The organism is Vibrio sp. Vb1337, assembly GCF_033338715.1.
Lineage (GTDB): Bacteria > Pseudomonadota > Gammaproteobacteria > Enterobacterales > Vibrionaceae > Vibrio > Vibrio alginolyticus.
In genome coordinates, this window is the sequence record NZ_JAWOTD010000001.1 from 245,376 (window position 1) to 270,389 (window position 25,014).

Annotated in this window: 20 protein-coding genes; 16 read left to right on the forward strand and 4 right to left on the reverse strand. The window is 42.8% G+C overall.

Annotated features, from left to right (window positions below; translation table 11 throughout):
* Window positions 1-1,338 carry an ATP-binding protein gene (locus tag R7E42_RS01035; protein ID WP_005389108.1) on the forward strand — a complete coding sequence of 446 codons (1,338 nt, stop codon included), beginning with the start codon at window positions 1-3 and terminating at the stop codon, window positions 1,336-1,338.
* Complete coding sequence (locus R7E42_RS01040; RefSeq protein WP_213886716.1) at window positions 1,325-1,798, forward strand: response regulator; 474 nt, start codon at window positions 1,325-1,327, stop codon at window positions 1,796-1,798. Before R7E42_RS01035 ends, R7E42_RS01040 begins: the two co-directional genes overlap by 14 nt.
* A gap of 108 nt (window positions 1,799-1,906) precedes the next feature.
* Here R7E42_RS01040 and R7E42_RS01045 read toward each other — a convergent pair whose 3' ends face one another.
* The gene (locus R7E42_RS01045; RefSeq protein WP_005377743.1) at window positions 1,907-3,610 is read right to left on the reverse strand and encodes a putative bifunctional diguanylate cyclase/phosphodiesterase; all 1,704 of its coding nucleotides are present in this window, start codon (window positions 3,608-3,610) and stop codon (window positions 1,907-1,909) included.
* A gap of 487 nt (window positions 3,611-4,097) precedes the next feature.
* On the opposite strand from R7E42_RS01045, the gene R7E42_RS01050 reads away from it, so the two are divergent.
* The 4 genes from R7E42_RS01050 to R7E42_RS01065 all read left to right on the forward strand — a co-directional run bounded on the left by R7E42_RS01050 (window position 4,098) and on the right by R7E42_RS01065 (window position 8,802).
* A complete protein-coding gene (locus R7E42_RS01050) occupies window positions 4,098-5,315 on the forward strand; it encodes an HD-GYP domain-containing protein (protein ID WP_025766705.1) in 1,218 nt (405 codons plus the stop codon).
* Between the two features lie 202 nt (window positions 5,316-5,517).
* A complete protein-coding gene (locus R7E42_RS01055; RefSeq protein ID WP_017634019.1) occupies window positions 5,518-6,141 on the forward strand; it encodes a LysE family translocator in 624 nt (207 codons plus the stop codon).
* Between the two features lie 212 nt (window positions 6,142-6,353).
* Window positions 6,354-7,898 (forward strand): YjjI family glycine radical enzyme, encoded by a 1,545-nt coding sequence (locus R7E42_RS01060; RefSeq protein ID WP_053350580.1) that lies wholly within the window; start codon window positions 6,354-6,356, stop codon window positions 7,896-7,898.
* 22 nt (window positions 7,899-7,920) lie between these two features.
* On the forward strand, window positions 7,921-8,802 hold the full coding sequence (locus R7E42_RS01065) for a YjjW family glycine radical enzyme activase (RefSeq protein ID WP_213886717.1): 882 nt from the start codon (window positions 7,921-7,923) through the stop codon (window positions 8,800-8,802).
* Between the two features lie 19 nt (window positions 8,803-8,821).
* Here the strand turns inward: R7E42_RS01065 and R7E42_RS01070 are convergent, their stop codons facing one another.
* Complete coding sequence (locus tag R7E42_RS01070; protein WP_005377737.1) at window positions 8,822-9,760, reverse strand: LysR family transcriptional regulator; 939 nt, start codon at window positions 9,758-9,760, stop codon at window positions 8,822-8,824.
* A 411-nt stretch (window positions 9,761-10,171) separates the two neighbouring features.
* Between R7E42_RS01070 and R7E42_RS01075 the strand changes: the two genes are divergently transcribed.
* Together R7E42_RS01075 and R7E42_RS01080 are read left to right on the forward strand one after the other, a co-directional pair.
* Window positions 10,172-10,942, forward strand: coding sequence for a TerC family protein (locus R7E42_RS01075; protein ID WP_005377734.1), 771 nt, complete (start codon window positions 10,172-10,174; stop codon window positions 10,940-10,942).
* A 160-nt stretch (window positions 10,943-11,102) separates the two neighbouring features.
* A complete protein-coding gene (locus R7E42_RS01080) occupies window positions 11,103-11,705 on the forward strand; it encodes a 2OG-Fe(II) oxygenase (RefSeq protein WP_104975288.1) in 603 nt (200 codons plus the stop codon).
* Between the two features lie 54 nt (window positions 11,706-11,759).
* On the opposite strand, the gene R7E42_RS01085 is transcribed toward R7E42_RS01080, so the two are convergent.
* Complete coding sequence (locus R7E42_RS01085) at window positions 11,760-13,025, reverse strand: HD domain-containing phosphohydrolase (RefSeq protein WP_213893821.1); 1,266 nt, start codon at window positions 13,023-13,025, stop codon at window positions 11,760-11,762.
* Window positions 13,026-13,654: 629 nt separating this feature from the next.
* Between R7E42_RS01085 and R7E42_RS01090 the strand changes: the two genes are divergently transcribed.
* The 8 genes from R7E42_RS01090 (at window position 13,655) to R7E42_RS01125 (ending at window position 24,301) form a co-directional block, all read left to right on the forward strand.
* Window positions 13,655-14,848, forward strand: a complete 1,194-nt coding sequence (locus R7E42_RS01090; protein WP_258652563.1) for an iron-containing alcohol dehydrogenase — start codon at window positions 13,655-13,657, stop codon at window positions 14,846-14,848.
* 161 nt (window positions 14,849-15,009) lie between these two features.
* Window positions 15,010-16,215, forward strand: a complete 1,206-nt coding sequence (locus R7E42_RS01095) for an aromatic amino acid transport family protein (protein WP_033905238.1) — start codon at window positions 15,010-15,012, stop codon at window positions 16,213-16,215.
* Window positions 16,216-16,489: 274 nt separating this feature from the next.
* A complete protein-coding gene (locus tag R7E42_RS01100) occupies window positions 16,490-17,614 on the forward strand; it encodes an HD-GYP domain-containing protein (RefSeq protein ID WP_064368381.1) in 1,125 nt (374 codons plus the stop codon).
* Window positions 17,615-17,701: 87 nt separating this feature from the next.
* Complete coding sequence (locus R7E42_RS01105; RefSeq protein WP_005377723.1) at window positions 17,702-17,920, forward strand: hypothetical protein; 219 nt, start codon at window positions 17,702-17,704, stop codon at window positions 17,918-17,920.
* Between the two features lie 324 nt (window positions 17,921-18,244).
* Window positions 18,245-19,009 carry an ABC transporter ATP-binding protein gene (locus tag R7E42_RS01110; protein WP_213970446.1) on the forward strand — a complete coding sequence of 255 codons (765 nt, stop codon included), beginning with the start codon at window positions 18,245-18,247 and terminating at the stop codon, window positions 19,007-19,009.
* An 11-nt stretch (window positions 19,010-19,020) separates the two neighbouring features.
* Complete coding sequence (locus tag R7E42_RS01115) at window positions 19,021-19,905, forward strand: iron-siderophore ABC transporter substrate-binding protein (RefSeq protein ID WP_054574124.1); 885 nt, start codon at window positions 19,021-19,023, stop codon at window positions 19,903-19,905.
* Window positions 19,902-21,878: a Fe(3+)-hydroxamate ABC transporter permease FhuB gene (gene fhuB / locus R7E42_RS01120; protein ID WP_170893809.1), complete on the forward strand. Its 1,977-nt coding sequence runs from the start codon at window positions 19,902-19,904 to the stop codon at window positions 21,876-21,878. The genes R7E42_RS01115 and fhuB overlap by 4 nt, the downstream gene beginning before the upstream one ends.
* A 200-nt stretch (window positions 21,879-22,078) precedes the next feature.
* Window positions 22,079-24,301 carry a TonB-dependent siderophore receptor gene (locus R7E42_RS01125; protein ID WP_213970445.1) on the forward strand — a complete coding sequence of 741 codons (2,223 nt, stop codon included), beginning with the start codon at window positions 22,079-22,081 and terminating at the stop codon, window positions 24,299-24,301.
* Window positions 24,302-24,343: 42 nt separating this feature from the next.
* On the opposite strand, the gene R7E42_RS01130 is transcribed toward R7E42_RS01125, so the two are convergent.
* On the reverse strand, window positions 24,344-24,892 hold the full coding sequence (locus tag R7E42_RS01130) for a hypothetical protein (protein WP_054576911.1): 549 nt from the start codon (window positions 24,890-24,892) through the stop codon (window positions 24,344-24,346).
* Between the last annotated feature and the right edge of the window lie 122 nt (window positions 24,893-25,014).

A 25,014-nucleotide genomic window follows, 5' to 3' on the forward strand; every position in this document is an offset into this window, starting at 1 on the left:
ATGTACGAAACGAAGTTAGACGCGTTAGTACAACGCTACTTTAATCACCTTGAACGCCGATTAACGGTTTTATCCGGGTCGGTGCTTATTGAGCAAGCTGGCTACAACGATCGCTTGTACTATGTGCTGTCGGGAGAACTGGCGGGCTATTACGCGGAAGATGACAAGAAACCGATTCAGGTATTTTCTGCGTCTCAAGGTGCGTTTATTGGCGTACATAGTTTCTTTTCTGGTACGTGGACTGCCTCTTCGACAGTGATTGCTCAAACCGATGTTGAATTGGCTTGGATACAGCGTGATACGCCTGCCGTGGAAGAGGCGACATACGGACCATTGACGACACAATTTATGCCTGTGATGGTTAACGAATTATCTCGTCGTCAACGGCGCGCAATGCAAGAGGCATTGGCTAAAGAAAAAGCACTACAAAAGCTTCATACCGCAGAGCAAATGACAACGTTGGGGCAGCTTGCAGCGGGTATTGCTCATGAGTTGAACAATGCGATAGGCGTTGTAAGCAGTAAATCAGAACGGCTAGAGACAGTTATCATGGAACTGCTTGAAGAAGTTCATCCGGAAGCGAGTCAATTTTTTGATTTTGGTTTAATGCAAGGGCAGAAAGTCTCTTCTAGCGAAGCGAGAAAGCGGGGGCGTCACTTCGAAAAATACTACGGTTTAACCAAGGAGGTTGCTCGTGATCTTGCACGTGCCGTTCCAAATAACTTCCTTTCAGAACATTGGCTAAAAAGACCAGAAGAAGCGATACGTTTCTGGCAAATGGGGCGAGATCTCCATGACTTACGCATCGCTTCTAAACATACCGTTGGCATTGTGCGATCCGTAAAACAATTGGGGCGCACGGATATCGACTTGGATGAAGCGATTAACATCAATGATTCAATCAATCGCGCCTTGGCTCTATTGCAAAGTGACTTAAGACGAGTGAGTGTTCGTTTTAGCCCTGCGGATTTACCTGCTTTTATTGGTTCTCAAACCGAACTCGTCCAAGTTTGGGTAAATATCTTAAAGAATGCGTGCGATGCACTTGGTGAAACGGAGAAACCCGGTATCGAAATACATACTCGGGAGAGTAAGGGTAAAATTTTGGTCACGATTGCTAACAACGGACCAGAAATTGATGAAGCGACACGTAGAAAAATTTTCCGGCCAAACTTCACCACTAAAAAGGGGGGCTTGTCGTTTGGTTTAGGGTTAGGTCTGTCGATTGTAAAGCGCATTATCGCCGGATATAACGGCTCTATTGTGGTAAAGAGCGACAGTGAAAAAACGATTTTTAGAATCAAGTTACCAGTAGAGGGTGAACATGGAGAAGCTTAATGTAATTTGCGTTGATGACCAACGAGAGGTACTAAGCGCGGTTCTACAAGATTTAGAGTCGTTAAATCAATGGTTGAATGTCGAAGACTGCGAATCAGCAGGTGAGGCTCTAGAACTGATGGATGAATTTGATGCAGAAGGCGAGATGATCGCATTGATTATTTCCGATCATGTGATGCCAGGTAAAACGGGAGTAGAACTGCTGACCGATGTATCAAAAGACGGTCGTTTTGGCTTTACGAGGAAAGTGCTTCTTACCGGGCAAGCGACGCACACCGATACGATTAATGCGATCAACTCCGCAGGCATTGACCGCTACTTTGAAAAACCATGGCAAGCAAGCCAATTAATAGAGTGTGTTAGAAACTTGGTGACCCAATATATCTTTGATGTGGGCTTAGATTACACTCAGTATCACGAGCATTTAGATCAGAGTGTGGTGTTTGAACGTCTACGTTAATCGGGGGACATTAAGCTTGTTTTCGTCACGGCCAGTTAGTGTCTGAAATCTATAGTGAATAGTTCAGCATGTTTAACGTGGCCGTGCGGGAATATTGCTCTAGTATGCTTAACTCAACGAATAGCGGCTTGCACTGGCAACAGAAAGTGGCTTAGAGAACCAATAACCTTGCAGATAATCGACGCCCATTTCGGTAAAAAATTCACACATTTTGGCGTCTTCAATTCCCTCAATCACTACTTCAATATTATTTTCCTGGCACATAGTGATAAGAAACTTCAGATATTCTTGTGAAGAGCGGTTGGTTAGTGTTTTCCACGCCATCGACCTATCAATTTTGATTTGTGTCATCGGGAGGTCGAAGAAGCTATTTAATGAACTGTAACCAGATCCAAAGTCATCCAGAGAGAGTGCAAATCCTAGTTCCCTGAGGGTATTCAGAGGGGCAATGGCTGTCTGATTATTATCCAAAATAAACGTTTCTGTTAGTTCCAACACAATAGACTCAGGATCGACACCAACCTCATCCGCCATGGCTTTAATTCGCGCAGGGAATTCACTGTTCATTAACTGAAGTACAGAAACATTCACGTTGACACGAACTTGGTTTTGGTAACGCTCACGGTAGTTTTTGATAAATTCACACGCTTTGGCAAAGACTTGATATCCGAGTTCGACAATCAAACCTTTGTTCTCTGCCACGGGGATGAATTCGTCTGGATAAATTTCGCCAAACTCTTTGCTACGCCAGCGAACCAGAGATTCGAAGCTCACTACTTTTGAGCTTTTGGCGTCAATAATTGGCTGAAACTTAACGCTTAATGTCTGTTTTTCTAGTGCACTTTTTAGACCTTGTTCAATAAAGAAATAACGGTCTACGGCATGCTGAGTTTTCTCACTGTAAACCGCAACACGGTCTTTATTCTGCTCGCTTGCGTACTGACAAGTTCGTGCTGCTTTACGCAATATTTCCTCTGCTGAGTGACTTGGATCTATGCAAGGATACAAACCAATACTAATGTTACTTCCTAAGTATTGGCCCTCTTCAATCACTGCCTCGTGGTAGGTTTCCTTTAAACTTTCGGCATAACTTTGCAGCGTTTCTACCGAGCATTCATCGTGAATCAAAATCGCAAAGTCATCATCATGTACGCGATATACAGAACTATTTGGAGAAGGTAGGTGACTGAGAGTTTGTAGCAATTTTTCCACTAACCCATCGACCAACTCGCTGCCATATTGATTTAAGTAAGATTTAATCTCTTCTATCTGAATGTAACAGATAGATGCACAAGAATCGGTGGCTCGCACACTATCTTCAATATCCAGCAAGAGATGGGCGCGATTAGCCATACCTGACGCATTGTCATGAAATGCGACTTGATGAATGTAGCTTTCCATCAGCTTGCGTTCAGAAATATCACGGTGGCTACCAACCATATAATGACCATGTTCTGTTTCTTTGGTCATGGCTACGCCTTCAATCCAGACGTACTGTCCATTGGGTTTACGCACGCGGTAGGTCGTTGTGACCCTCGTGTTGTTGGTAATGATGTGAGCATCGACCCGAGTGGAGAGTCTTTCTCGATCGAGAGGGTGAACAAGGTCTAACCATTGCTCTAAGCTGATTCGACCAGCGTTGATACCAAGCTGCTCATAAAAGCCCTTGTTATAAAATACCATGGTGCCAAACTCATCCATGTAAAAGAGGCCTTCGTTAAATACATCGAAGATATGAATGAATCGTTCTTCGACGATTTTTAGGAACTCTCGGTCACTATCTGAGACTTGTTGGTCAAATATGGTGGTCAAGATATTTCCTCCTCGAGCCTTTTAGCATCAGAGATGAGTGTTGGGGTTGATAACATAGAGTTGATCTGCTGGCGTACATTACAATCACAAAAGTGTCAGTTCAAATTGTTTGGCTATCATTTTATGCGCTACTAGGTTAATAACATACTAAGATTAGGCGGCTAATCATCGACATTTATAAAAAATAGTCAACAGTAAAAATCATTTATAAAATACAGTTATTGATGCCGTCCGCAATCTATAAATATTTATGAATAATTATCCTAAAGTTATTTTCAGTTGTGTCGGTATCAATGTGCTGTTTTCTAACGTCATTTGTATATATGTTATCTTGGATAAAACCATAATAACAAAAAGGACTTAATGAGCGCGACCGATTATTAATTGACAGGATGCTCATTAATTGTAATCAATTCAAATTTATTATCACGCCAAGTAATCAAATCTCTTATAATGCGGACGTTAATATCGAGTAAGCCTTCTTTATATGCAGTACGATCCGAAAAATTCAATCAAAATTGCGCTCGCTGATATCGGCGTTGGTATGTTTGTCACCGCGATAGAGCACAACAAGCGCGTCAATTTAGCCAATGCGGGGCGAATATCTAGCCCTGAAGGCATTAAGAAGCTTGCTACAAGTGGCGTAAAGTATGTTTGGGTAGATCAAACATTATCTTCGCAGCAGTGTGTCTTCAAGCCTGTAGATGAATCAACTGATGCCACTAAAGAGACGAGAGAGCAGAAACACTCAGATTTTAAGAGGGGTCAACGAACTTATCGTTCGAGAGACATCCAACACAAGCGAGCCAAAAAGCTGATCGCCGAAGCAAAAGATTTGGCGCAGAAACTATTGAATCAAACTTTTGAAGGAAAAATCATTGAAGTTGATGAAGTAGAAGCTTGGGCTGACGATGTCATTGAAAGTGTTTTGATTGACTCAGATGCGTTGCAGTGTGTCTCTGCACTCCGAAAAAAAGACTCTTATTTATTGGAACACTCCGTCAATGTCGCTTGTCTTTTAGTGTCATTCGGTAAGTACTTGGGCTTGGATAAGCCAACGCTAAAACAGCTTGCTGTAGGTGGCATTATTCATGATGTAGGTAAAATTAAAGTCGATGATAAGATCTTGCACAAGCCAGCGAAGCTAACGCCTGAAGAATTTGAACATATGAAGCTACATCAAGTGTTCGCAGGTGAGATTATCCTTCACGTAAAAGGACTTAGTGACGTAAGCCGTGATGTTTGTTTGATGCACCACGAGAAGTTAGATGGCAATGGTTATCCTAGAGGCTTGAAGGGGGAGGAGATTCCAATTCACGGCCGTATGAGCTGTATTGTAGATATCTACGATGCGCTAACGGCTGATCGCTGTTACAAAAAAGGCATGAGTTCTGCGGAAGCGTTTAAAATCTTGTTGAGTCTAACGCCATTTCATTTAGACGCCGACTTAGTTTACAAATTCATTAATTGCATTGGGATGTATCCCGTAGGCTCCATTGTCGAGTTGAACGATGGGCGTGTTGGTATTGTTTGGTCTTCAAATGAATCTCAAGCATTAAAGCCAGAAGTGAAATGTTTTTACTCCCGCAAGTATAAACGATACATTGATGTCACGATGGTGGACTTAAAAACGAGTGCGTACAAAATTGAAAGAGCGATAGCGCCTTCATCGTTAGAGATCGATCCTAAGCCTTTTTATGATTAAGAGAAATAGATAAGCTTATACAACAGGCTTTACATCCTTGCATGTAGATCGTATTTTATTTGCATAACTATCTATTAATTTTTTCTAAGTTATTTAGATGCAAGATGGTTATTAAGACCTCGGCTTCATGGATAGAAACCGGGCGATAAAATAGTTCTATACACAATGGGCTATAAACCTCATTTTGCTGGAAGGGATGCCAATGCAAATAGATACATGGATTTTTTACACTCTTGCCATTCTCGTGCTCACAGCTTCACCAGGACCAAGCTCACTGTTGTGTTTAAGTAAAGGAGTGAGTAGTGGGTTTCGTATTGCTTTCATGACTGCACTTGGCAGTTTGTCTGCGATTACGATCATCCTTACGCTCTCATTTACCGGGCTGGGAGTTGTCATTGCTTCATCTGAGTTAGTTTTTAATATTATCAAATGGTGTGGTGCCGCTTATTTAATCTGGTTAGGTATTCAAGCGTTGCGCTCATCTCAGACAGATTTTAATAAAACGGCAACGACTCAAAGTTCCGCGACAGCGTTCAGCGCGTTCACTAGTGGTTTCATTGTTGGCGCTAGTAACCCCAAAGCGATAGTCTTTTTCACCGCTTTGTTTCCTCAATTCATTGAACCTTCCGCACCGCTACTGTCTCAATTCGCGATTTTCGCGTCTACATTTGTGGTTTTTGAGCTTAGCTGGCTAACATTTTATGCATTGTTAGGGGTAAAAGCCTCCGATTGGTTGTTTGTCGCTGGAAGAGCGAAGTTGTTTAATCGTTTGACTGGGGGAGTATTTATTGGTGCAGGCGTGATGTTGTCGACGGCAAACCGATAAATAAGACAGACTTCGGTACGCAGTTAGGTTTTCCCATATAGTAAGTTGGAATGCGCTAATTTAGCTTTGTCTTATTTCCAGAATGGAAATAGACGTTTTGTTTATTTTCATTAGTGGCAACAGCCAAGCAGGAGTAAAATCACGTTACTCTTTAGGGGTAGAGCTCGTATTTTGTCTTGTGGGCTTGTGGTTACTTTGTAGGAATATCTTAGATGACAAGCCTTTCTAAACTACAACAACGTTTTCTAGATATCGCGACCGACGTCCGTCTTTCTCCAAAACAGAAGTCGAGTTTTTTAGCTTTAGAGGCTGAAGCGTGCATTCCTTACATGACCGTATCTCCATCACTGAGACAAGCAATGGATGAAGGCATCATCTGCGATATGTTTGAAGGTCATGCACCGTTTAAACCTCGCTATGTGTTGCCTGATTACGCTAAATTTCTATCGCAAGGCTCAGACTATTTAGAGTTGTCTCCGGCTGATGATTTCGATGATGCGTTGAACATGCTGACCATCATTTACCATCATGTTCCTTCGGTAACGAACATTCCGGTTTACTTAGGCCAGTTAGATGATGTCTTGTTGCCTTACATAGGCGACCTAACAGAGAGCCAGATTTACAAAAAGTTAAAACATTTTTGGATCATGCTGGATCGCACATTGCCAGATGCGTTTATGCATGTGAATGTCGGACCGACAGACAACATTATTTGTCGCACTGTTTTAAAAGTAGATGCGGAGCTCAAGCAGATCGCACCGAATCTCACCTTTATGTACGACGAGACAGTTACACCTGATGATTTACTTCGTCAAGCGACACAGAACATTTGTGAATGCAGTAAACCGCATATCGCCAATTACCCAATGCACACGAAAGCCTACAACGGCTCACGCTTTGGTATTGTAAGTTGCTACAACTCGCTTCCATTAGCAGGTGGCTCGAACACATTGGTGCGAATGAATTTAAAAGAAGTTGCAAAACGAGCATCAGACTGTAACGACTTCTTAAACAGTGCGTTGCCTTCTTACCATCGATTAATGGTCGAGCTCATAAACGCAAGAAGCACGCACTTGCATGAAAAATCGAACTTCTTTCAAGGCTTTTTGACGCAAGAAGGGTTGATAAAAGAGTCCTATTTCGCGCCAATGTATGGCGTTTACGGCATGGCCGAAGCGGTAAACCTTCTATTTGAAAAAGAAGGGCAAATAGGGCGATACGGAAAAAATGATCGAGCAAATACTTTTGCTCATGATGTTTCAGCAACACTGGCTAAACTGGTGGACTCAACCCCGGTGAAATATGGTTTAGATGGTAAAGCGCTCTTACATGCACAAGGCGGCATTAGCTTAGATCATGATGTTACGCCAGGTGTACGTCTGCCTTATGGTGCAGAGCCAGACCCTGTCACTTATGTACAAGCAACGGCGAAGCATCATCAGTATTATCGTGCGGGTATCAGCGATATTTTGACGATTGATGAAACGGTGAAATCTAACCCAGAAGCGATGTTCAATTTATGTAAAGGGGCACTAAATGCTGGTTATCGTGAGTTTACCGCGAATGTCACTTCAAATGACTTAATTCGCGTGACAGGCTACATGATCAAACTTTCAGATGTCGCGAAATATGATAAAGAAGGTTCGAGAACCAACACGACGTTTCTAGGTGCAGAAGCAGCAAAAAATACCAAAATTTTAGAACGCTCGCCACGTGTGGTGAGTCATGAAGTAACACCGACTTACACGCAGGCATAAGTTCGGTTTAGGAAAGAACAAGATGTCTAGACGAAGTGGAAGCCTTTTGGCAAAAGTCACTCGTATCCTTCCTTTCTCTTGTGTTGATGGGCCAGGAAATCGTCTAGTCATCTTTCTACAGGGTTGTAACTATCAGTGTTTGAACTGCCACAATCCTCACACGATAAACCATTGTAATCATTGTGGTGAGTGTGTGAGTGAATGTTCAGAAGGCGCATTGAAGTTCGACGAAAACAACAACGTTGTTTGGCTTAAAGAGGAGTGCACCCACTGCGATCATTGTATAGAGATATGTCAGAACCAATCTAATCCAAAAATTACTGACTACTCTGTAGTAACAATGCTCGATTTGATACGCAAACATCGCTTTTTCATCAGTGGTGTTACTGTATCCGGTGGGGAATCTACCTTACAACTTCCTTTCATTATTGAGCTGTTTAAAGGGATAAAACAAGATCCTGAATTACGGCACCTCTCTTGTTTCATCGACAGTAACGGTTCTTTAGCGGTTGCTGGTTGGCAGCGTATTCTACCTTTTCTGGATGGCGCAATGATCGATTTGAAAGCGTGGCAGACGGAGACGCATCAGTGGCTAACTGGGCGTGATAATCATCGTGTATTTAAAACCCTTCAATACCTAGCTGAACACGAAAAATTGTACGAGGTCCGCTTACTGCATATTCCCCAAAAAAGTGATTTAGATATAGAAATCGTAGCAATTGGACGTTACTTGAGTACTCTTCCTAAATCGGTGCTTATCCGTTTAAATGCCTTTCAACATCACGGAGTTGTGGGGGAGGCGTTAACTTGGGATACGTGCTCTCATCATGATATCGAACGCTTAAAGTCAGAGCTCCGACGCTACGTGAGTAACCCTATCACAGTGCCGACAGTACTCACGTAGTACCGTTGTTTACCTATGCTTAAGCATCACAGGCATCTAACATGGCGCAGGCGTCGAGTAATTGTTGCTGTAACCATTTTAAAGCGGGATCGTTTAAGCTCGCTTTGTTCCAAACGAGGCTGTAGGCTACTTGCCCGTAATCGAATGGAAGAGCTTGCTCTACCAAACCTTTTGCTTGCATTGCCGCTCTTGCCCAAAGCTTGGAGCATGTGAACAAGTAATCCGAGTGCTGACACATCACCGCAGCTGAACCAAAGTCGGCTACACGCATGGCCAAGTTTCGTTTTGAATGCCTTTGGGTGAGATTTTGCTCAAAATAAGGTTGTGACAGATCTTTATCATGAATACCGATGTGTCTTGCACAAAGGTAACTTTCAACAGATAAGGGTTGCTCAGCGAGTGGGTTCGATGCTCTCATTAAGCAAACCATTTCGTCTTTCAAAATGGTTTTCCAGACCAAGTCTTTATTTTGTGTGGGTGGTTGGCTGAGATCGTGAGGAAGCAACAAAAAATCTACTTGACCTCTTGCTAATGCATCGAAGCTCATTTCCTCTTTCGCATGGACATTCAAGTGCGCGTGATTGCTCAGTTGCTGGGACAAGTGCTGTAGAACTGGCGCAAAGAGCTCAAATGAACTTTCACGCATTGCTAATGAAAAACTACCTTGATAGTAAGCCGGATTAAAAGAGCCTTGATGTAATAACCCATTCATACTGGAGAGTATGCCATGGATTGACGGGCCTATATGCAGCGCAAATGCTGTCGGCACTAAGCGAGTGCCATCACGGTAAAAAAGGTCATCCTTTAGCGTTTCGCGCAACTGTCCGAGCGTTTTACTGACGCTCGATGGTGTTACACACAAGCGTTCTGCCGCAAGTGTGACGCTGTGAGTGGTTAACAACATATGTAAAACAGTTAGATGTTTAAGGCTTATACGCGAAAGAGCAATGTAGTCCATAAATAGCATGGTTTCTTATGATTTTTGGCAGTATATCAGCATGAAACAAATTTTTACTATTGTTTATCTCGGAAACACGCCTGTTTCTCTTTGAGCTCAATGCATTTAATGGGTTGCATAAGGATTGATGGTGCTTATAAGTCTAGAAATTTATCTTAGTTTTGTTGGACTTTAATGCTTTCATTTATTCAATTCTAAAGCTTCTATGTAATTTTAATCAATTTGGAGGAGTTGATTGATTTGTACACGAATTAAACTTGTTCCTTGTTAATTAAAATAGATATTGTTTTGTTGATTGTTTGGTGATTTACTCATGATCCCTCAGTAACAAAGGTATAAATAATTAATGGACGACCCCTTTAGTCGACAAAACCCTTCACCATATGTCTTCTTATTATTGGAGACATGCTCATGCTAGAACTTTTTATGCAACCAGAAGCTTGGGCTATTTTCGCCACTTTGTTTGCGCTTGAAGTTGTCTTAGGCGTTGATAACGTCGTTTTTATCTCTGTCTTATGTGAAAGACTGCCGCTGCACCAACGTAAACTGGCAAGAAACCTTGGTATTGGTCTTGCTGTTATTGCTCGTATTGGTTTAGTGTTTTCAATCTCTTGGATCATGCAATTGACTCAACCGCTATTTTCTTTGGCGAACCAAGCGTTTACCGGAAGAGACGTTATCATGATTGCGGGTGGTGCATTCCTCTTGGCTAAAAGCCTGAAAGAGTTGTGGAGTTGGTTAAATCACAACGAGTCGGCTCACTCAACTCACGCCCGTACTGGTTTAGCGGTAGTTCTGTTGCAGATTGTTGCCGTGGATGCTGTATTCTCGATGGACTCGGTGATAACCGCCGTTGGTTTGACAAGTGATGTCCCACTTATGGTCGCAGCGATTGTTTCTTCTGCTATCGTGATGGTCATGACAGCAGAAAAAATCAATAACCTGGTGTCGTGTTACCCTGGTTTTAAGACACTTGCTTTGTTATTCCTCGTTTTGTTAGGTGGTTTATTGATGGCAGAAGGCTTCGAAATTCATATCAACAAAGGTTATGTGTACTTTGCGATGGCATTCGGCTTAATTCTGGAACTTTGCCATATCCAGTTAAAAAACAAACAACGCCCGACTATTAAACGTCTTAGTCCGTTGCGAGTTCATCCAACCAGATTAGAAGCTCGTCAATAATAAAAGATATTGCCGCTCATATGAGCGGCATTTTTATATTCGTCATCACCTATTTTTACTCTCTTTTTATTTTGTTGTCGTTTCGACAAAAAATCGCATTTGTTGTGGGGTTGAAGATTTTTTATATAGACCGCCCAACTAATATGAGTGAACGACAATAATGGATAAAATGATCGATGCGTTAGCAACCCATGGCTACTACATCTGGGATGATTTTCTTTCTGAACAAGAAGTGGCTCAATTACGAGACTGCATTCCAAGTAACTGGAAAAAAGCGCGTATTGGTCGTAATGACGATGTGACTCGTATTGAGTCAATTCGAAGTGACAAAATTCAATGGTTATCGCCCAATATGGGGCACGCGGTTACTTCTTACTTAGATAAGATGGAAGAAATACGCCAAGAAGTGAACCGTCACTTGTTTCTAGGACTTTTTGAGTATGAAGCTCACTTTGCCAAGTACGAGGAAGGGGATTTCTACCAAAAGCATCTAGATTGTTTTAAGGGCAATGAAAACCGTCGATTGACAACCGTTTTTTACATGAACGAATCTTGGACGGAAAAGGATGCAGGTGAATTGGTGGTTTACGATCTAAATGATAATAAGATAGCAACCATCTCTCCTCAATCGGGACGCTTACTTTTATTCTTATCTGAGCAATTCCCGCATGAGGTTTTACCGACCAATGCTGAGCGTTTCAGTATTGCAGGTTGGTTCAGAATCAATGGTGTGCGAGACAATGTACTTGATATTGCAAAATGATTGGTTTGCAACCTGCACAAAATCAGCAAAGGGCGTAGATACGCCCTTTATCGATTAAACATTAGTTGATAGCTCGTAACACTCGGTCATGTTTCGCTCTAGCACTGCATAGACGTCAGAACAAAGTTCTTGTTTAGCGACTTGCTCGCCCATAATCGCGGCGATTTGTGCTTGAGCCATTCGTCCTCGGTAGGGACGGTCCTGAGACAGAGCTTGAAAAACATCGGCAACCGCGACAATACGCGAAGGTACATCGAGTTCGTCTCCTGTTTTATGATAAGGATAGCCAGAACCGTCCAAACGCTCGTGATGATTAGAGGCCCACTCCGCTATTTTAGCGTTGGGAAACACTTTGTGTAATGCGAGCTGAGTATCAATTGTATGGCGTTTAATACGCGTATACTCTTGTTTATTAAGAGAGCCTTCTTTATGAAGAATCTCATCTGGTGTTTTTAACTTTCCGATATCATGCACCAACCCAGCAATAAATAACATCTCTTGGTCGTGCTCACAGAGCCCAAGCTTGATGGCTAGATACCGAGATAACTCCGCCACTTTTTGCGAATGTTGATAAGTAAATGGGCTTTTTGCGTCAACAATTCGAGCGATAAACATGCCCAAACTATTCATATCTTGGATGGTGAGCTGTTTTTGAAGCCAATCAATGCTTTTAAAGTTTAATCCGATGGTTTCTATATTTTCAGACTCCATCGCGAACCAAAATGCGTCGGTCATAACGAGCTTAACCATTGCCTTAGCCATGTCTGGATTAAACAAAGTTCCAGCGTTTGCCATGATGCACTCTGCAATTAGTTCTTCATGAAGTGTGACAATGTCACAGTGGCAGTTCATGACGTATTTGGAACGCATAAAATCGAGACGGTCGGCTAAATAGAGTAGGGCAGCGACCTCTTTTTCAAAAGGCGGTAAATCAAGATATTTTAGTTCACTCCAATGTGTATGGTGGTAAAGAACAGGTGTAGCAAACTGACGCAACAAACGACACTGCTTGAGGCTTCGGTATCCTCTTAAGCAATGTGTTTTTACATCTTGTGGCACCAACTCCTCAAGTAACATTTTATGTTCTTGTGTTTCGGAGACCCCACAATCGTGGATCATCCCTGCGAAGTAGCAAAACTCCGCTTTTTCTGGTTCCCAGTTCATGACCCGAGCACATTGGTAAGCGATGTAAGCGACACGATGGCTATGGTGCGTATCATCAACACCGACATAGTCGAGTGCTCGAGCAACCCAGATAAGTGCTTGTTTCAGATCGACTTCAAAGCCCATGTCCGTATGGGAATGGCAAGAATGATTCATGGTTTATACCGACATTGCTAATTAGCCCACGCTAAACCCAAATCAGAAGGTGATAGGAAAAATTGGGTACGACAGCGAATAGACCCCAAAAAGGTGGGCGTTTAGACATAGTTTTGATTATGGGCGGGATAATAATCCTAGTTGCATAATAATATCACCTGAAGCTCATGGTTAAGAGTCAGATATTTGAACTAAGTATAAGTTTTGAAAGATTATTGTTGCTCTTGTTGACTTATTTGAAAACGACAATAAATCATGATGTAACGCATTCTTATTTTTATTTTTGTAAATCGTGTTCGGGCTCAACCAGAGACACACGGTATTGATGTGTGATTAAAAGAATTTATATTGTTGTTCTTGAAGGCAAAAAATAAGAAGACTTCTTCGAGGCTTGCTCTGTAACTAACAGAGTATTAGGTAAAGCAGCTTGTTAACAACATGACAATAGAGCGTCGTTGAAAATATTTTCTCTGTAGCTCATGTTGTTGAGGAAAGATAATAAAATGGTACGGTTTCCCAGCGATGCTAGCCCTTTTAGTGAGATAAGTTTATTGAAAATGTGTGATTGCAAAGTAAGCATAGGTAGTAAAAGTAGCTAGAATGATAGCTCTAAATGAAAAGGATTTCGTATGTTGAAGCATCGTTTATATCGGAGTTACACCGCAGGGTTAAAAATAGCAGCCCTTATCCTTCCTATGCCGAGACCAACCTTGTTTTCCGGCCCTGGTTCGATGAATGAGCTATTAGAATCGATGACCGAGCTGGGATTTAAACGCGTCTTGTTAGTTACCGACGAAGGGTTAGTCCAAGTCGGTATTGTAGATAAGGTGCTTGAGGCAGCAGCACAACTCGATTTACAGTTAGATGTTTTCTCGCAAGTTAAGCCCGATCCTACCTATGATCAGGTTGAGAGCGGTCTAGAGGCTTATCATCGTTTTCATTGTGAGGGCATATTAGCTTTGGGTGGCGGCTCTGCAATGGATTGTGCAAAAGTCATCGCTGCGAAAGTTACCAATAAACGGCCAATCAAAAAATTAGCTGGACTATTGAAGGTATGGCGAATGCCAGCGCCGCTTTTTGCTATTCCAACAACGGCTGGAACCGGAAGTGAAGTTACTATCGCTGCGGTCGTGTCAGATCCCTCCTCACACATTAAAACCCCTTTAATGGATCCAAAGTTGGTGCCACTAATGGCAGCTTTAGATGCGAATTTAATGATTGGTTTACCTCCTAAGATCACGGCTGATACTGGCGTTGATGCATTAACCCATGCTATTGAGGCCTATGTATCGAAAAACGCTACTCAAGAAACGATGGCTCATTCGGTTGCCGCTATTAAACTCATTTTTAAATATCTTCCTAGGGCTGTGATGCAAGGGGATGATGTCGAAGCTCGTCATAAAATGGCTATGGCATCCTATTACGCGGGTTTAGCATTTACCAAAGCGAGTTTGGGTTATGTTCATGCCTTTGCTCACACATTCGGTGCGAGATATGGAATACCTCATGGTATGGCAAACGGATTAGCCTTGTTGCCTGTGCTGCGCTTTTCATTATCAGAGATTGCGCCTCAACTAAGAAAGCTCGATGAGTTGACGGCCGAGGGGCAGTTAGGTAACGCAAGTGCTCAGCATTTTTTGGCGAATCTGGAGTCCTTGTTTTCAACTATTGATATTGAGCAAACCAGTGCGCTCATTCAACGTGAAGATGCTGATGCGCTTGTTGATTTAATTCTGAAAGAGGCGCACTGGAATTACCCTGTTCCCAAGTTCATGAACAGGGAAGAATGCACACAGTTATTGTTAAATATCAGTAAGGTGTAAATTACAGTTTACATGTGTGGTTTTTTATCCTTACACTTTGCTTGATCTTCTGCTAAAGATCCTACAATATCGACGGCAATACAAATATGGTGTTGGTTTCGGTCCGCCGTTGCCCGATCTAATACTGATAATTTCTAATAAAGTGTAAAGATTAATATACAATGAGTCGTTCTAAAGTATTCGGTAGTACGCTAATTATTGCGGGCACTACAATAGGCGCTGGTATGCTAGCGCTTCCACTTGCCTCTGCCGGCATTGGTTTTTCAACTTCTATTATCATCATGCTAGGCTTATGGGCTCTGATGGCTTTCACTGCCTTGCTTATGCTTGAGCTTCATCAACATGCGGAGAGTAGTGCTACACTTCATACTTTGGCGAAACAGATCCTAGGTCAAAAAGGCAAGTGGGTGGCAAGTTTTGCGATGTTGTTTCTTTTCTACTCATTATGTGCAGCGTATATCGCTGGCGGTGGTGCTCAGTTCGGAGACCGCCTTGCACAATGGTTTGACCTCGATATTTCAGGGCCTACATCAACGATAATCTTTACCTTGATTGTGACTTTAGTTGTGACAGTGGGTACCGGTACGGTCGATAAAGTAAACCGAGTTCTGTTCGCGATGAAGCTCATTGCGATGGTTGCGGTGCTTTCTTTTCTTGCTCCAAACGTTACGGAATCTTACTTGTTAAGTATGCCAATCGAACAAGGCCTTGTTGTAGCGGCGATTCCGGTGATCTTTACTTCGTTTGGTTTCCACGGAAGTATACCTGCAATTGTGAATTACTTAGACGGTGACACTTCTTCTTTACGCAAAGCCGTTATTATTGGTTCGACGATTCCACTCGTTATTTATATCTTTTGGCAAATCGTGACGTTGGGTGTGGTTAGCCAAAGTACGCTTGTTGAGAACGGAGGGTTGAGCGCACTGATTGGTCAACTATCTCAGACAGTACACCAATCAAATTTGGGTAGCATTGTTGGTGTGTTTGCTGACTTGGCATTGTTGACATCGTTCCTTGGCGTGAGTTTGGGTCTATTCGAATTTTTGGGTGATACCATCAAAGGAAGTAACGATAAGCCTAATCGTTTGATTGCGGCACTAGTGACGTTTACTCCACCGCTAGGCTTCGCACTTTTCTATCCTCAAGGCTTTATTATGGCTTTGGGCTATGCAGCGATTGCCTTAGCGATTTTAGCCATCTTTTTGCCTTTGGTTATGGTGATCAAGGTTCGTAAATCGGATGATTTTACTGGGGAGTACCGCGTCGCAGGTGGTCAAGGTGCGTTAGTGATAACGGGCATCGCTGGCACTGGCATCGTATTCGCTCAGGTGTTAATTACGCTGGGTGTGCTTCCTGCTCTAGGCTAGTTGTTTAGAACGTTCTTTGAATAACTTCTAGTTACTGAATCCATCGTAATCAATCAGTATTGTTAGGCCAACGAGTTTCGCTCGTTGGCTTTTTTAATCTGGATCAAATTACCGTAAGATATCCGGTGAAAAAATTGGTAGAAATGTGCTTTTATTTCGTACACTTAAGTTGTGGTATATCGATAATTTAAGTGGAGAAAACCGCTCAAAATACCATTGAATTTGCAACACAATGAGCTTTTCTTGTTTCTCTGCTTTGGTGTGGAGGTGAAGCATGGCGCACCGGAGTTTTTACCCGTTTGCAAAACCGCTTAACGAGCAACTGCAAACGCTAAAAGGCAGGATGCAGGCGCACTTGCCATGTATTGATAGGGTGTCATTTGCAAAATATCACCCAGACCAAGATGTGCTCAAATCATTTGCAGAAAGTGAGTTCGACACTTGGTGTTTAGCCCATCACGAATCAGCATTCCGTAAACTCCACCACCTCAATATTGCCTCTAAAAACGCGGTTCCTCGTATCGTCGAAGACCTTCATGATATTAAGCACTGTCCTCGGGTTCAAATTTTACTCAAACACGGATATCAGTCGTCGGCTGCTATTCCTTGTTATGACAATAAAGCTTTTACTGGTTTTGTATTTTTGAACTCCACTCAACGTGATGCGTTTAGTTTAGAAGCGCTGAATGGTCTTAAACCTTATTTCGAAATGATTCGATTTGCGGTTGAATCAGAAACTCAAGTAGTCAATGCGATAGAAACGCTAGCTAACCGAATGCAATGTATGATGCCAGGCTATTCACCTGAGTATTACGCGCATACCAAACGCATGAAGTACTACAGTCAAATTATCGCAACGCAGTTAGCGGATCGTTATCACCTGAATGACGAAATGGTCGAAGATATTGGTATTTTTGCTCAGTTCCATGCGCTCGGTGATAGTCAGCTGCCAGTTGAAATTGCTAGCCGCCGAACAAATTACTCTCAAGAACAAGAGGCGATATTGATTCAACATATTGAGCGTTGTATCGATTCAGCGGATGACATAGTTGCCCGTATCGGAAATCCGGTTCACCCGAGTGTGACTTTGTTTTTGCAGATGATTATTTATCAGTACGAAAATTTAAATGGCACTGGTTATCCGTATGGTTTAACCAGTGATGATATACCAATAGCCGCCCAAATTACGGCTGCCGCAAATGCCTTTGATTTTATGACAACGCACCATCCGTATAGACAAGCGTGGTCCATCCCATACGCATTGTTAGAACTTGAAAAATGGGTATATCAGGGATGGTTATCTCGAGAATGTGTTGATGCTCTGCGAGAGCATCAAGGTTATATAAAGCAAATCATCCACAAATATCCCGAGCACTATACAGGCTTGGGGTTAATGTGAAGAGCAGTAACAAAGTTGAAATGTTGACGAGGAGGAATATTTAAACAATACTGTTTTTATATACAGCAATGAGTTTGGAGGTGAAGTATGTTGTGGGAAACCCTTGAAAGAGTAAACCGCTTACGCCAACAAGCACTTGCAAATCCTGAGTTTGTTGAGTCAGCAAAAGAGCACGAACAAGCACTTCAGGAGCAAGAATACCATTATCAAACTAAGAAAAAGCGTTCAGCCAAAGACAAACAAGGTAAAAAGTCGCTGGCCGATATCTATAAAGAAGTAGAGTTTGGCGCTGACGCTCGTCATTAATGTATTCACTGCGGCATTTTTCATTTCTTCATACGCTGCAGTATTCGTTCAAATTTATGCGAGAGCAGTGGGAGACCGCTGCTCTCGTTGACCTGCCTATAATTTACTAATGAAGTTCAGCAGAGCAAATTATCACTAACACTTAGCAATTCTCTCAATGATCTTGTTGATGTAATGATAATGACAACGGTTTGCATTTGTATCTTTGTTGTTATATAAAACCTCCCTTATTAATCGTTCTGTTGAATAAGAACGGCAAACGTGATCAACGAATGAGAGCTCTGAATAACTGTTATTCGTAAATGGCTATTAGGTGAAGTAGGGATGTTGGAAGCTAAAGCACTCCAGTTTGAGATTGAAGGCAAGTCATTGCTAAAAGCGTTTGATGTGACATTTGAACCCGGAAAAACATACGCTCTTGTTGGACACAATGGTTCAGGAAAATCCACATTGTTAAAGTTGCTGGCACAGCAACAGCCATACACCGCTGGTGACGTGGTTCTGCATGGAACGAGCATTAACGATCTCTCAGCGAAAAAATTCGCCCAACACATTGCCTACTTGCCTCAGCATCTTCCAGTGACCGACAGTATTTTAGGTCGAGATTTAGTCGTTTTTGGTCGTTATCCATGGCATGGTTTACTTGGACGTTTGAGTAAGAAAGATCACGACATTGTTGAAGAAGCAATGGCGATGACAGGCACACTAAAATACGCAGATCGCTTAGTGGACACGTTATCTGGAGGAGAGCGTCAACGTGTGTGGCTAGCTATGCTGTTAGCCCAAAAAACCGAGTATTTGCTTCTTGATGAGCCTTTGTCTGCGCTAGATATCAGCCATCAAGTCGATATGTTGAAGCTTATCTCTAAACTCAGTCAAGAACTGGGCTTGGGCGTTATTATCGTATTACACGACATCAACTTGGCTGCACGATTTTGCGACTACATCGTTGCATTACATCAAGGTGATTTGATTGCACAAGGCAATGTTGAACAGGTGTTTACTGAACCTAAGTTGAGGGACATATATGGGATAGAGATGATGATCTCTGACCACCCTGCGGGTTACCCGGTGGCGATGCCAAGCTAAAGGTTGGAATAATGAGCAGTACAAACACTCGACTTAAACATTTCTCTTTCGCTCTCTCACTTAGTGCGCTTTTGGTCAGTTCTTTTCAAGCACTAGCTGACGCATCACCTCGGGTGATGTCGGTTGATTGGACACAAACTGAAACGATGTTGGCGTTAGGGGTTGTGCCCGTAGGCGTCGCTCAAGGGCAAGATTACGATGCTTGGGTAAAATCGCCACCGTTACCACCTCAAACTAAGGATGTAGGGTTAAGAACTCAACCCAATATAGAGCGTATTTACGAGCTCAGACCTGACCGTATTTTTATTGCCCCGTACTTCTCCTCAATGAAGCATCGTTTAGTCGATATTGCCCCCGTTACCACGATTGACTTATATGAAAGCGGGATCACAGATTGGTCGGTACTTACTCGTTTCACTCGGAGGTTTGGTGAAGAGCTGGGAAGAGAAGCGGAAGCAGAGGCGCTTATCCAACAATATGAAAAACGTTTCTCTTTATTAAAACAGCGCATAAACAAAGACCAGCCGCCGCTTTTAATGATTCAGTTTATGGATACGAAGCACGTTCGTGTTTTTGGTCAAAATAGTCTTTACTCTCAGGCTATCGAAAAGATTGGGCTGAGTAATGCATGGAATGAAAAGACGAATAGCTGGGGCTTTAGCCTAGTTGGCATCGACAAGTTAGCTGGCATAAAAGCTCAAATTGTTATCGTAGAGCCATTACCTTACGGTGGAGCGGAGCAGCTCTCTCAAGACCCATTTTGGCAATATGTTGTTCAACAATCTGGTGAAAAGGTCATGCAAGTCGCGCCCGTTTGGAGTTTTGGTTCTATGCCTTCAGCCCTCCGTTTCGCAGAGTTAGTTACGGCGAGTAAGGTCGAGGAGTTAACACAATGAAAACGATGCCTTTAAGCTTTGTGGTGTTACTTTCGGCATTTACCTTTTCTATTGGTGCTTTCCAATTGTACCAAGTAAGCTCATTTTCGTTAGCTCTAAGCAGTTTATGGGAGCCTAACTTTCAATCTATCGATTCTGTTTTACTTCACTTTAGCTGGTGGCCTCGAGTCTTCACCACGATTATATCTGGTGCTGGATTAGCGGTTGCTGGGGTATTGATGCAGCAAGTGCTGCGTAACCCTCTCGCTTCACCCACGACACTTGGTGTGGCGAGCGGTTCAAGTTTTGCTTTGATGTTAGCAACGCTATTCGCACCTTGGATGTTGGATATCGCGCCTAATTTGGTTGCTCTCATCGGCGGTGTGATATCGATGGGGTTGGTGATGCTGTTGTCATGGCGACGAGCGTTATCTCCAACGGTTGTCGTCGTTTCTGGGTTAGTGATAAACCTGTACTTTGCATCATTAAGTACGGTTATTCTGATGATGAATACCGAAAAGCTGAATGGGTTAATGATATGGGGAGCCGGTTCGCTTGTTCAGAGTGGATGGGGAGATTTCTCGTATCTTGCCCCTCGAATCGCACTTGCTACGGTCGTTGCATTTGTGATTGCAAAGCCGTTAAGTCTGTTGGAACTCTCCGAGCAAGGTGCCAAGAGTTTAGGTGTCTCGCTAGCTAAGTTGCGTTTTGTCTGTCTTGGGCTTGCGGTGTTAATCACTTCTTGGGTGGTTTCTGCCGTAGGAATCATCGGTTTCATCGGGTTAGCGGCGCCAGCGATTACTCGATTGATAGGTATCAATAAAGTCCAGCATAAGCTTTGGGTATCAATGCTAATTGGTGCCATGTTATTGACTTTAACCGATTTGGTTATTCAGCAACTGCCAGGGCTAATGGCGAGTTTTATACCAACGGGAGCAGCAACGGCTGCATTGGGCGCTCCGTTACTGTTATGGCTGTTACCTCGTTTATCACAAAAGACGCAGGGCCATACTCAAACAGTGTTAACTCGACACCGTCAACATGTTTACAAGCTAAACCCTAAAGCGATCTCATTGGCGTTGATCGGTACGTTAATTTCCGTTGTCCTTTTTGCCACGGTTGCTGTGCAAAATGAAGGGTGGACAAACTTATTTGCTAGCCAAAATTGGATTTTTTTGGAATGGCGCGCACCTAGATTATTTGCAGCAGCAATTGCGGGGGCAATGTTGGCGATTGCTGGAACCATGATTCAACGCCTAAGTGGAAACCCAATGGCAAGTCCTGAAGTGATCGGTATCAGTTCAGGGACAGCGATGGGATTGATCATCGCGATGTTTACTGGGTTTGGTTCGTCAATTTTCACTCTTTCTCTAGGCGGGCTCGTAGGCGCATTAGCGACGGTATTAGTCATTGTGCTGCTAAACCGTAAGTCAGGCTTTCAGCCGGAGCGTATTTTGTTGACTGGTATTGCGATAACCGCACTGATGAATGCAATACAGAGCTTTATTCTAGCCACTGGTGACCCAAGAAGTTATCAAGCATTGGCTTGGTTGTCTGGGTCTACCTACTATGTCTCGGTTGAAACGTTACTCCCATTGTCTTTATCTGCGCTTGTCTTTATAGGGTTGAGTTTTCTCTGCGTAAGATGGCTAGATATTCTTCCTGTCGGTGCCGCTTCCTCTAAAGCACTTGGAATTCGAGTTGATCGTTCACGCGCAATACTGCTTCTTTTAGTTGCTTGTCTCACGGTCAGTGCGACATTGGTTGTTGGCCCGATTAGCTTTGTTGGGTTGTTGGCTCCGCATTTAGCTCGCTTATTTGGTTTTAACAAAGCGTCACAACACATGTTATGCGCCGCGATACTGGGGGCAGGGGTGATGTTGTTGGCTGATTGGTTGGGACGACAGGTCCTTTACCCGCAAGAAATACCAACAGGACTTATGGCGTCTCTCATTGGCGGTTTGTATTTAATGTGGGGTTTACGCCGTTTATAGAGATGAGTTAAGCCTCAACCAAGAAAGTACTTATACAAATAAGCACTCGTAGTGGCATTCGTAACCTATGCGAGTGCTTTATGCAAAACCTCTGGTTTGTCTTTTACGGAAACAACTGGCGATGCCGTAACTCGCTTTTCTTTCAGCGGTCGCTGAAGTCATGAAGGGTTGGTTTGGCTGCCGACAAAAAGGAGAAGAATATGACTCGGCAGTTTATGCTGACACCAACGTCGATAGCGGTTGTATTAGCTTTATCAACGCCAAATGTCTTGGCTCTGGAAGATGAAAATATAGTTGTGATTGGACAGCAGCAAGACAGTGCAGTTGGTCCTGATTTTAGTTATCTTGGAGCGAAGAGTCGGGCAGCGACGAAAACTGATATTGCCATCAATGAGACTCCAAGAGCGGTGTCTGTTGTTACGCGAGAGCAAATGGATGATCGTGCCTCTATTAGCATTTCTGACGCGCTACAGTACACACCAAGCATTCAAACTAACTATTTTGGCGAAGATAACAAGCAAGATTGGTTTATTATTCGTGGTTTTAAACAGGCGAACAGCGGGTTGTATCAAGATGGTACCCGTTTATATTCTTCTGGCTTCTATAGTTGGCAAATAGATCCGTTTGCGTTAGAGAGGGTTGAAGTTTTACGTGGTGCAGCGTCTGTTCTTTATGGGCAAAACCCTCCAGGTGGGGTTATCAATGTTGTCAGTAAGCGACCTCAATTTGATGGGGGGTCAGGACTTGTATCTTTGGAGTACGGTTCTGAAGACCGTAAACAACTTTCTCTTGACGTAAACTCTGAGGTGAGTGAGCAGCTAGCTTTCCGCTTTCAAGGGTTAGCGAGAAAAAATGGGACGAGAATTAGTGGGGTAGAAGCAGAGCGCATTCTTCTCTCTCCATCGATGACGTACAAATTTAATGAGACGTCTGAAATTACCTTTCTAACGAGCTATCAAAAAGACGACTCAGATCCTTATCTGCAATTTTTGCCAGTTGAAGGAACGTTAACGCCAAACAAAAATGGAAAGATCAGTGATAGTTTAGCGATAGGCAATCCTAACTGGGAGACGTTTGAGCGTGAGCAGGTGTCTTTAGGCTATGAGTTTTCTCATGCATTTAATGATACCACTTCATTTGTTCAAGCAGCTCGTTACAGCGAAATGGATGTTAAGCTAAGACAAATGTATTCGTACGTTTACTCGGCTGACGTGCCTGCGTTGGGGCCGGCTTTGGACCCATCAAATGAACGCAAAACCATACTTCGGGGTGCTTCAACAGAAGATGGGTCATCTGATGCTTTTAATATCGATAATCGTTTGATGCACCAAGTAAATTGGGGAAGTGTTGAGCATAACTTGATGTTGGGCATAGATTTTCAAATGATCAGTATCGATGGTAAAGATTTTGCCAATGACCCTATAGTTGCTAATGGTAATGCATTATTAAACACACCAATGGGAGCTTTGCCCGATCCTAGGTTTAATGTATTTAATCCTACTTATTCGGATAACATAATGTTACTCGATCCGAATACGCTACAACCATTGAGCGAAACCGATAAGCAAAGAACGAAAATCGATAATCAGCAGCTCGGCGTCTACTTTCAAGATCATATGCTGATCAACGATAAATGGGCGATGTTATTGGGCGCACGTTACGACGATACAAGTAATGAAGTACATAATGTTACCACGGGTGCTCGCACGAAAGTCGATAATGGAGAGTGGACGTTTAGCGTGGGAACGGCTTATATTTCTGATTCTGGCTTCACGCCATACTTTAGTTACTCTCAGTACTTTGATCCAATTATTCAAGAAGACAGCAATGGTAAGCCAGCGAAGCCTGAAAGCGGTGATCAATTTGAAATCGGTATGAAATACCAACCGGATTCATTTGATGGTTATTTCAATATTGCAACGTATCGGGCAACAAAAGAAAACTTGGCTCGTATCTACTTGAGTGAATTAACGCAAATAGGAAAAATAGAAAATAACGGCGTTGAGTTTGAAGCTGTAGCTAATGTGACACCATCCTTAACATTGATCGGGAACATTGCGTACGTTGATGCAGAGATAAAAGAAGACATCAATAAGGCATGGGTTGGCAAAACACCTTCCCAAGTGGCGAATACCGTATCATCAGCTTGGGCACATTATCGTTTCTTTGATGGACCTCTTGATGGCTTTGCTGTTGGCTTAGGCGCGCGCTATACAGGTGAGTCATACGGAGACAATGAAGAGAGACTAAAAGTACCAAGTTATTTCTTAATGGATGCGACGGTCAGTTATCGAATCGGCGATTACAAGCTACAAGTCGCAGCTAAAAACATCGCGGATAAAAAGTACATAGCGACATGTGATGGTTTTTGTTGGTATGGCGACCGACAAAATGTTATTGCAAGTTTAACTTACGACTGGTGAGTTAACGTATAAATAAACACCCCTAACTTTAGGGGTGTTTATTTAGAAATCGGCTTTACGGACAAAGTGCGGGTTTTTGTACTTTTTCTGCGGGCCAAACGATGATACGACAAGTTTGTTCCATAACGTTTTGTCAAACTCACCCTTTGGAATCGAAGGGTAGAGGGTTTCCTCTTCTTCTCTTGCAAAGTTCATATATTGTTTCTTTTTAATTTGATTGTACTTTTTGGCGATCTGGTTATGTTTTCTTACCCACTCCAGCTTGTAATTGTGGAGCACTTTTTCACCTTCTTCGAGAGTCATTCGAGATAGGAACAGTCGCTTGTATGAGACCTTTCTGTCCAGCATTGTGCGCATAACGGTTTGGATATATTTACCGTGATGCGTAATGGTAATGTCGTTTTCATCAATAGGAGTGACACACCAGCCTTTAGGTAAAAAGTCTGGCTTCTTAAATTGCTTATTACGCTCCATTAGCGCCTGATGTAAAACTAAATCAGAGGTGCCGCGGAACGTCTTTTGCCATTTACCGATACGAATTTGAATCGAACCAGGCAAGCGATAGATGTTAGTAAACTTATCTTTGTCCATGGACTTGTGTCATGAGATTAATGTGCATAATTAGAAAGCGGAATTCAGCCCAATGCCACAGGCAGTAGACTTAAGTACCGTACGATTTTACAACGACCTTGCGTGATATAGCGAGGGGTTAT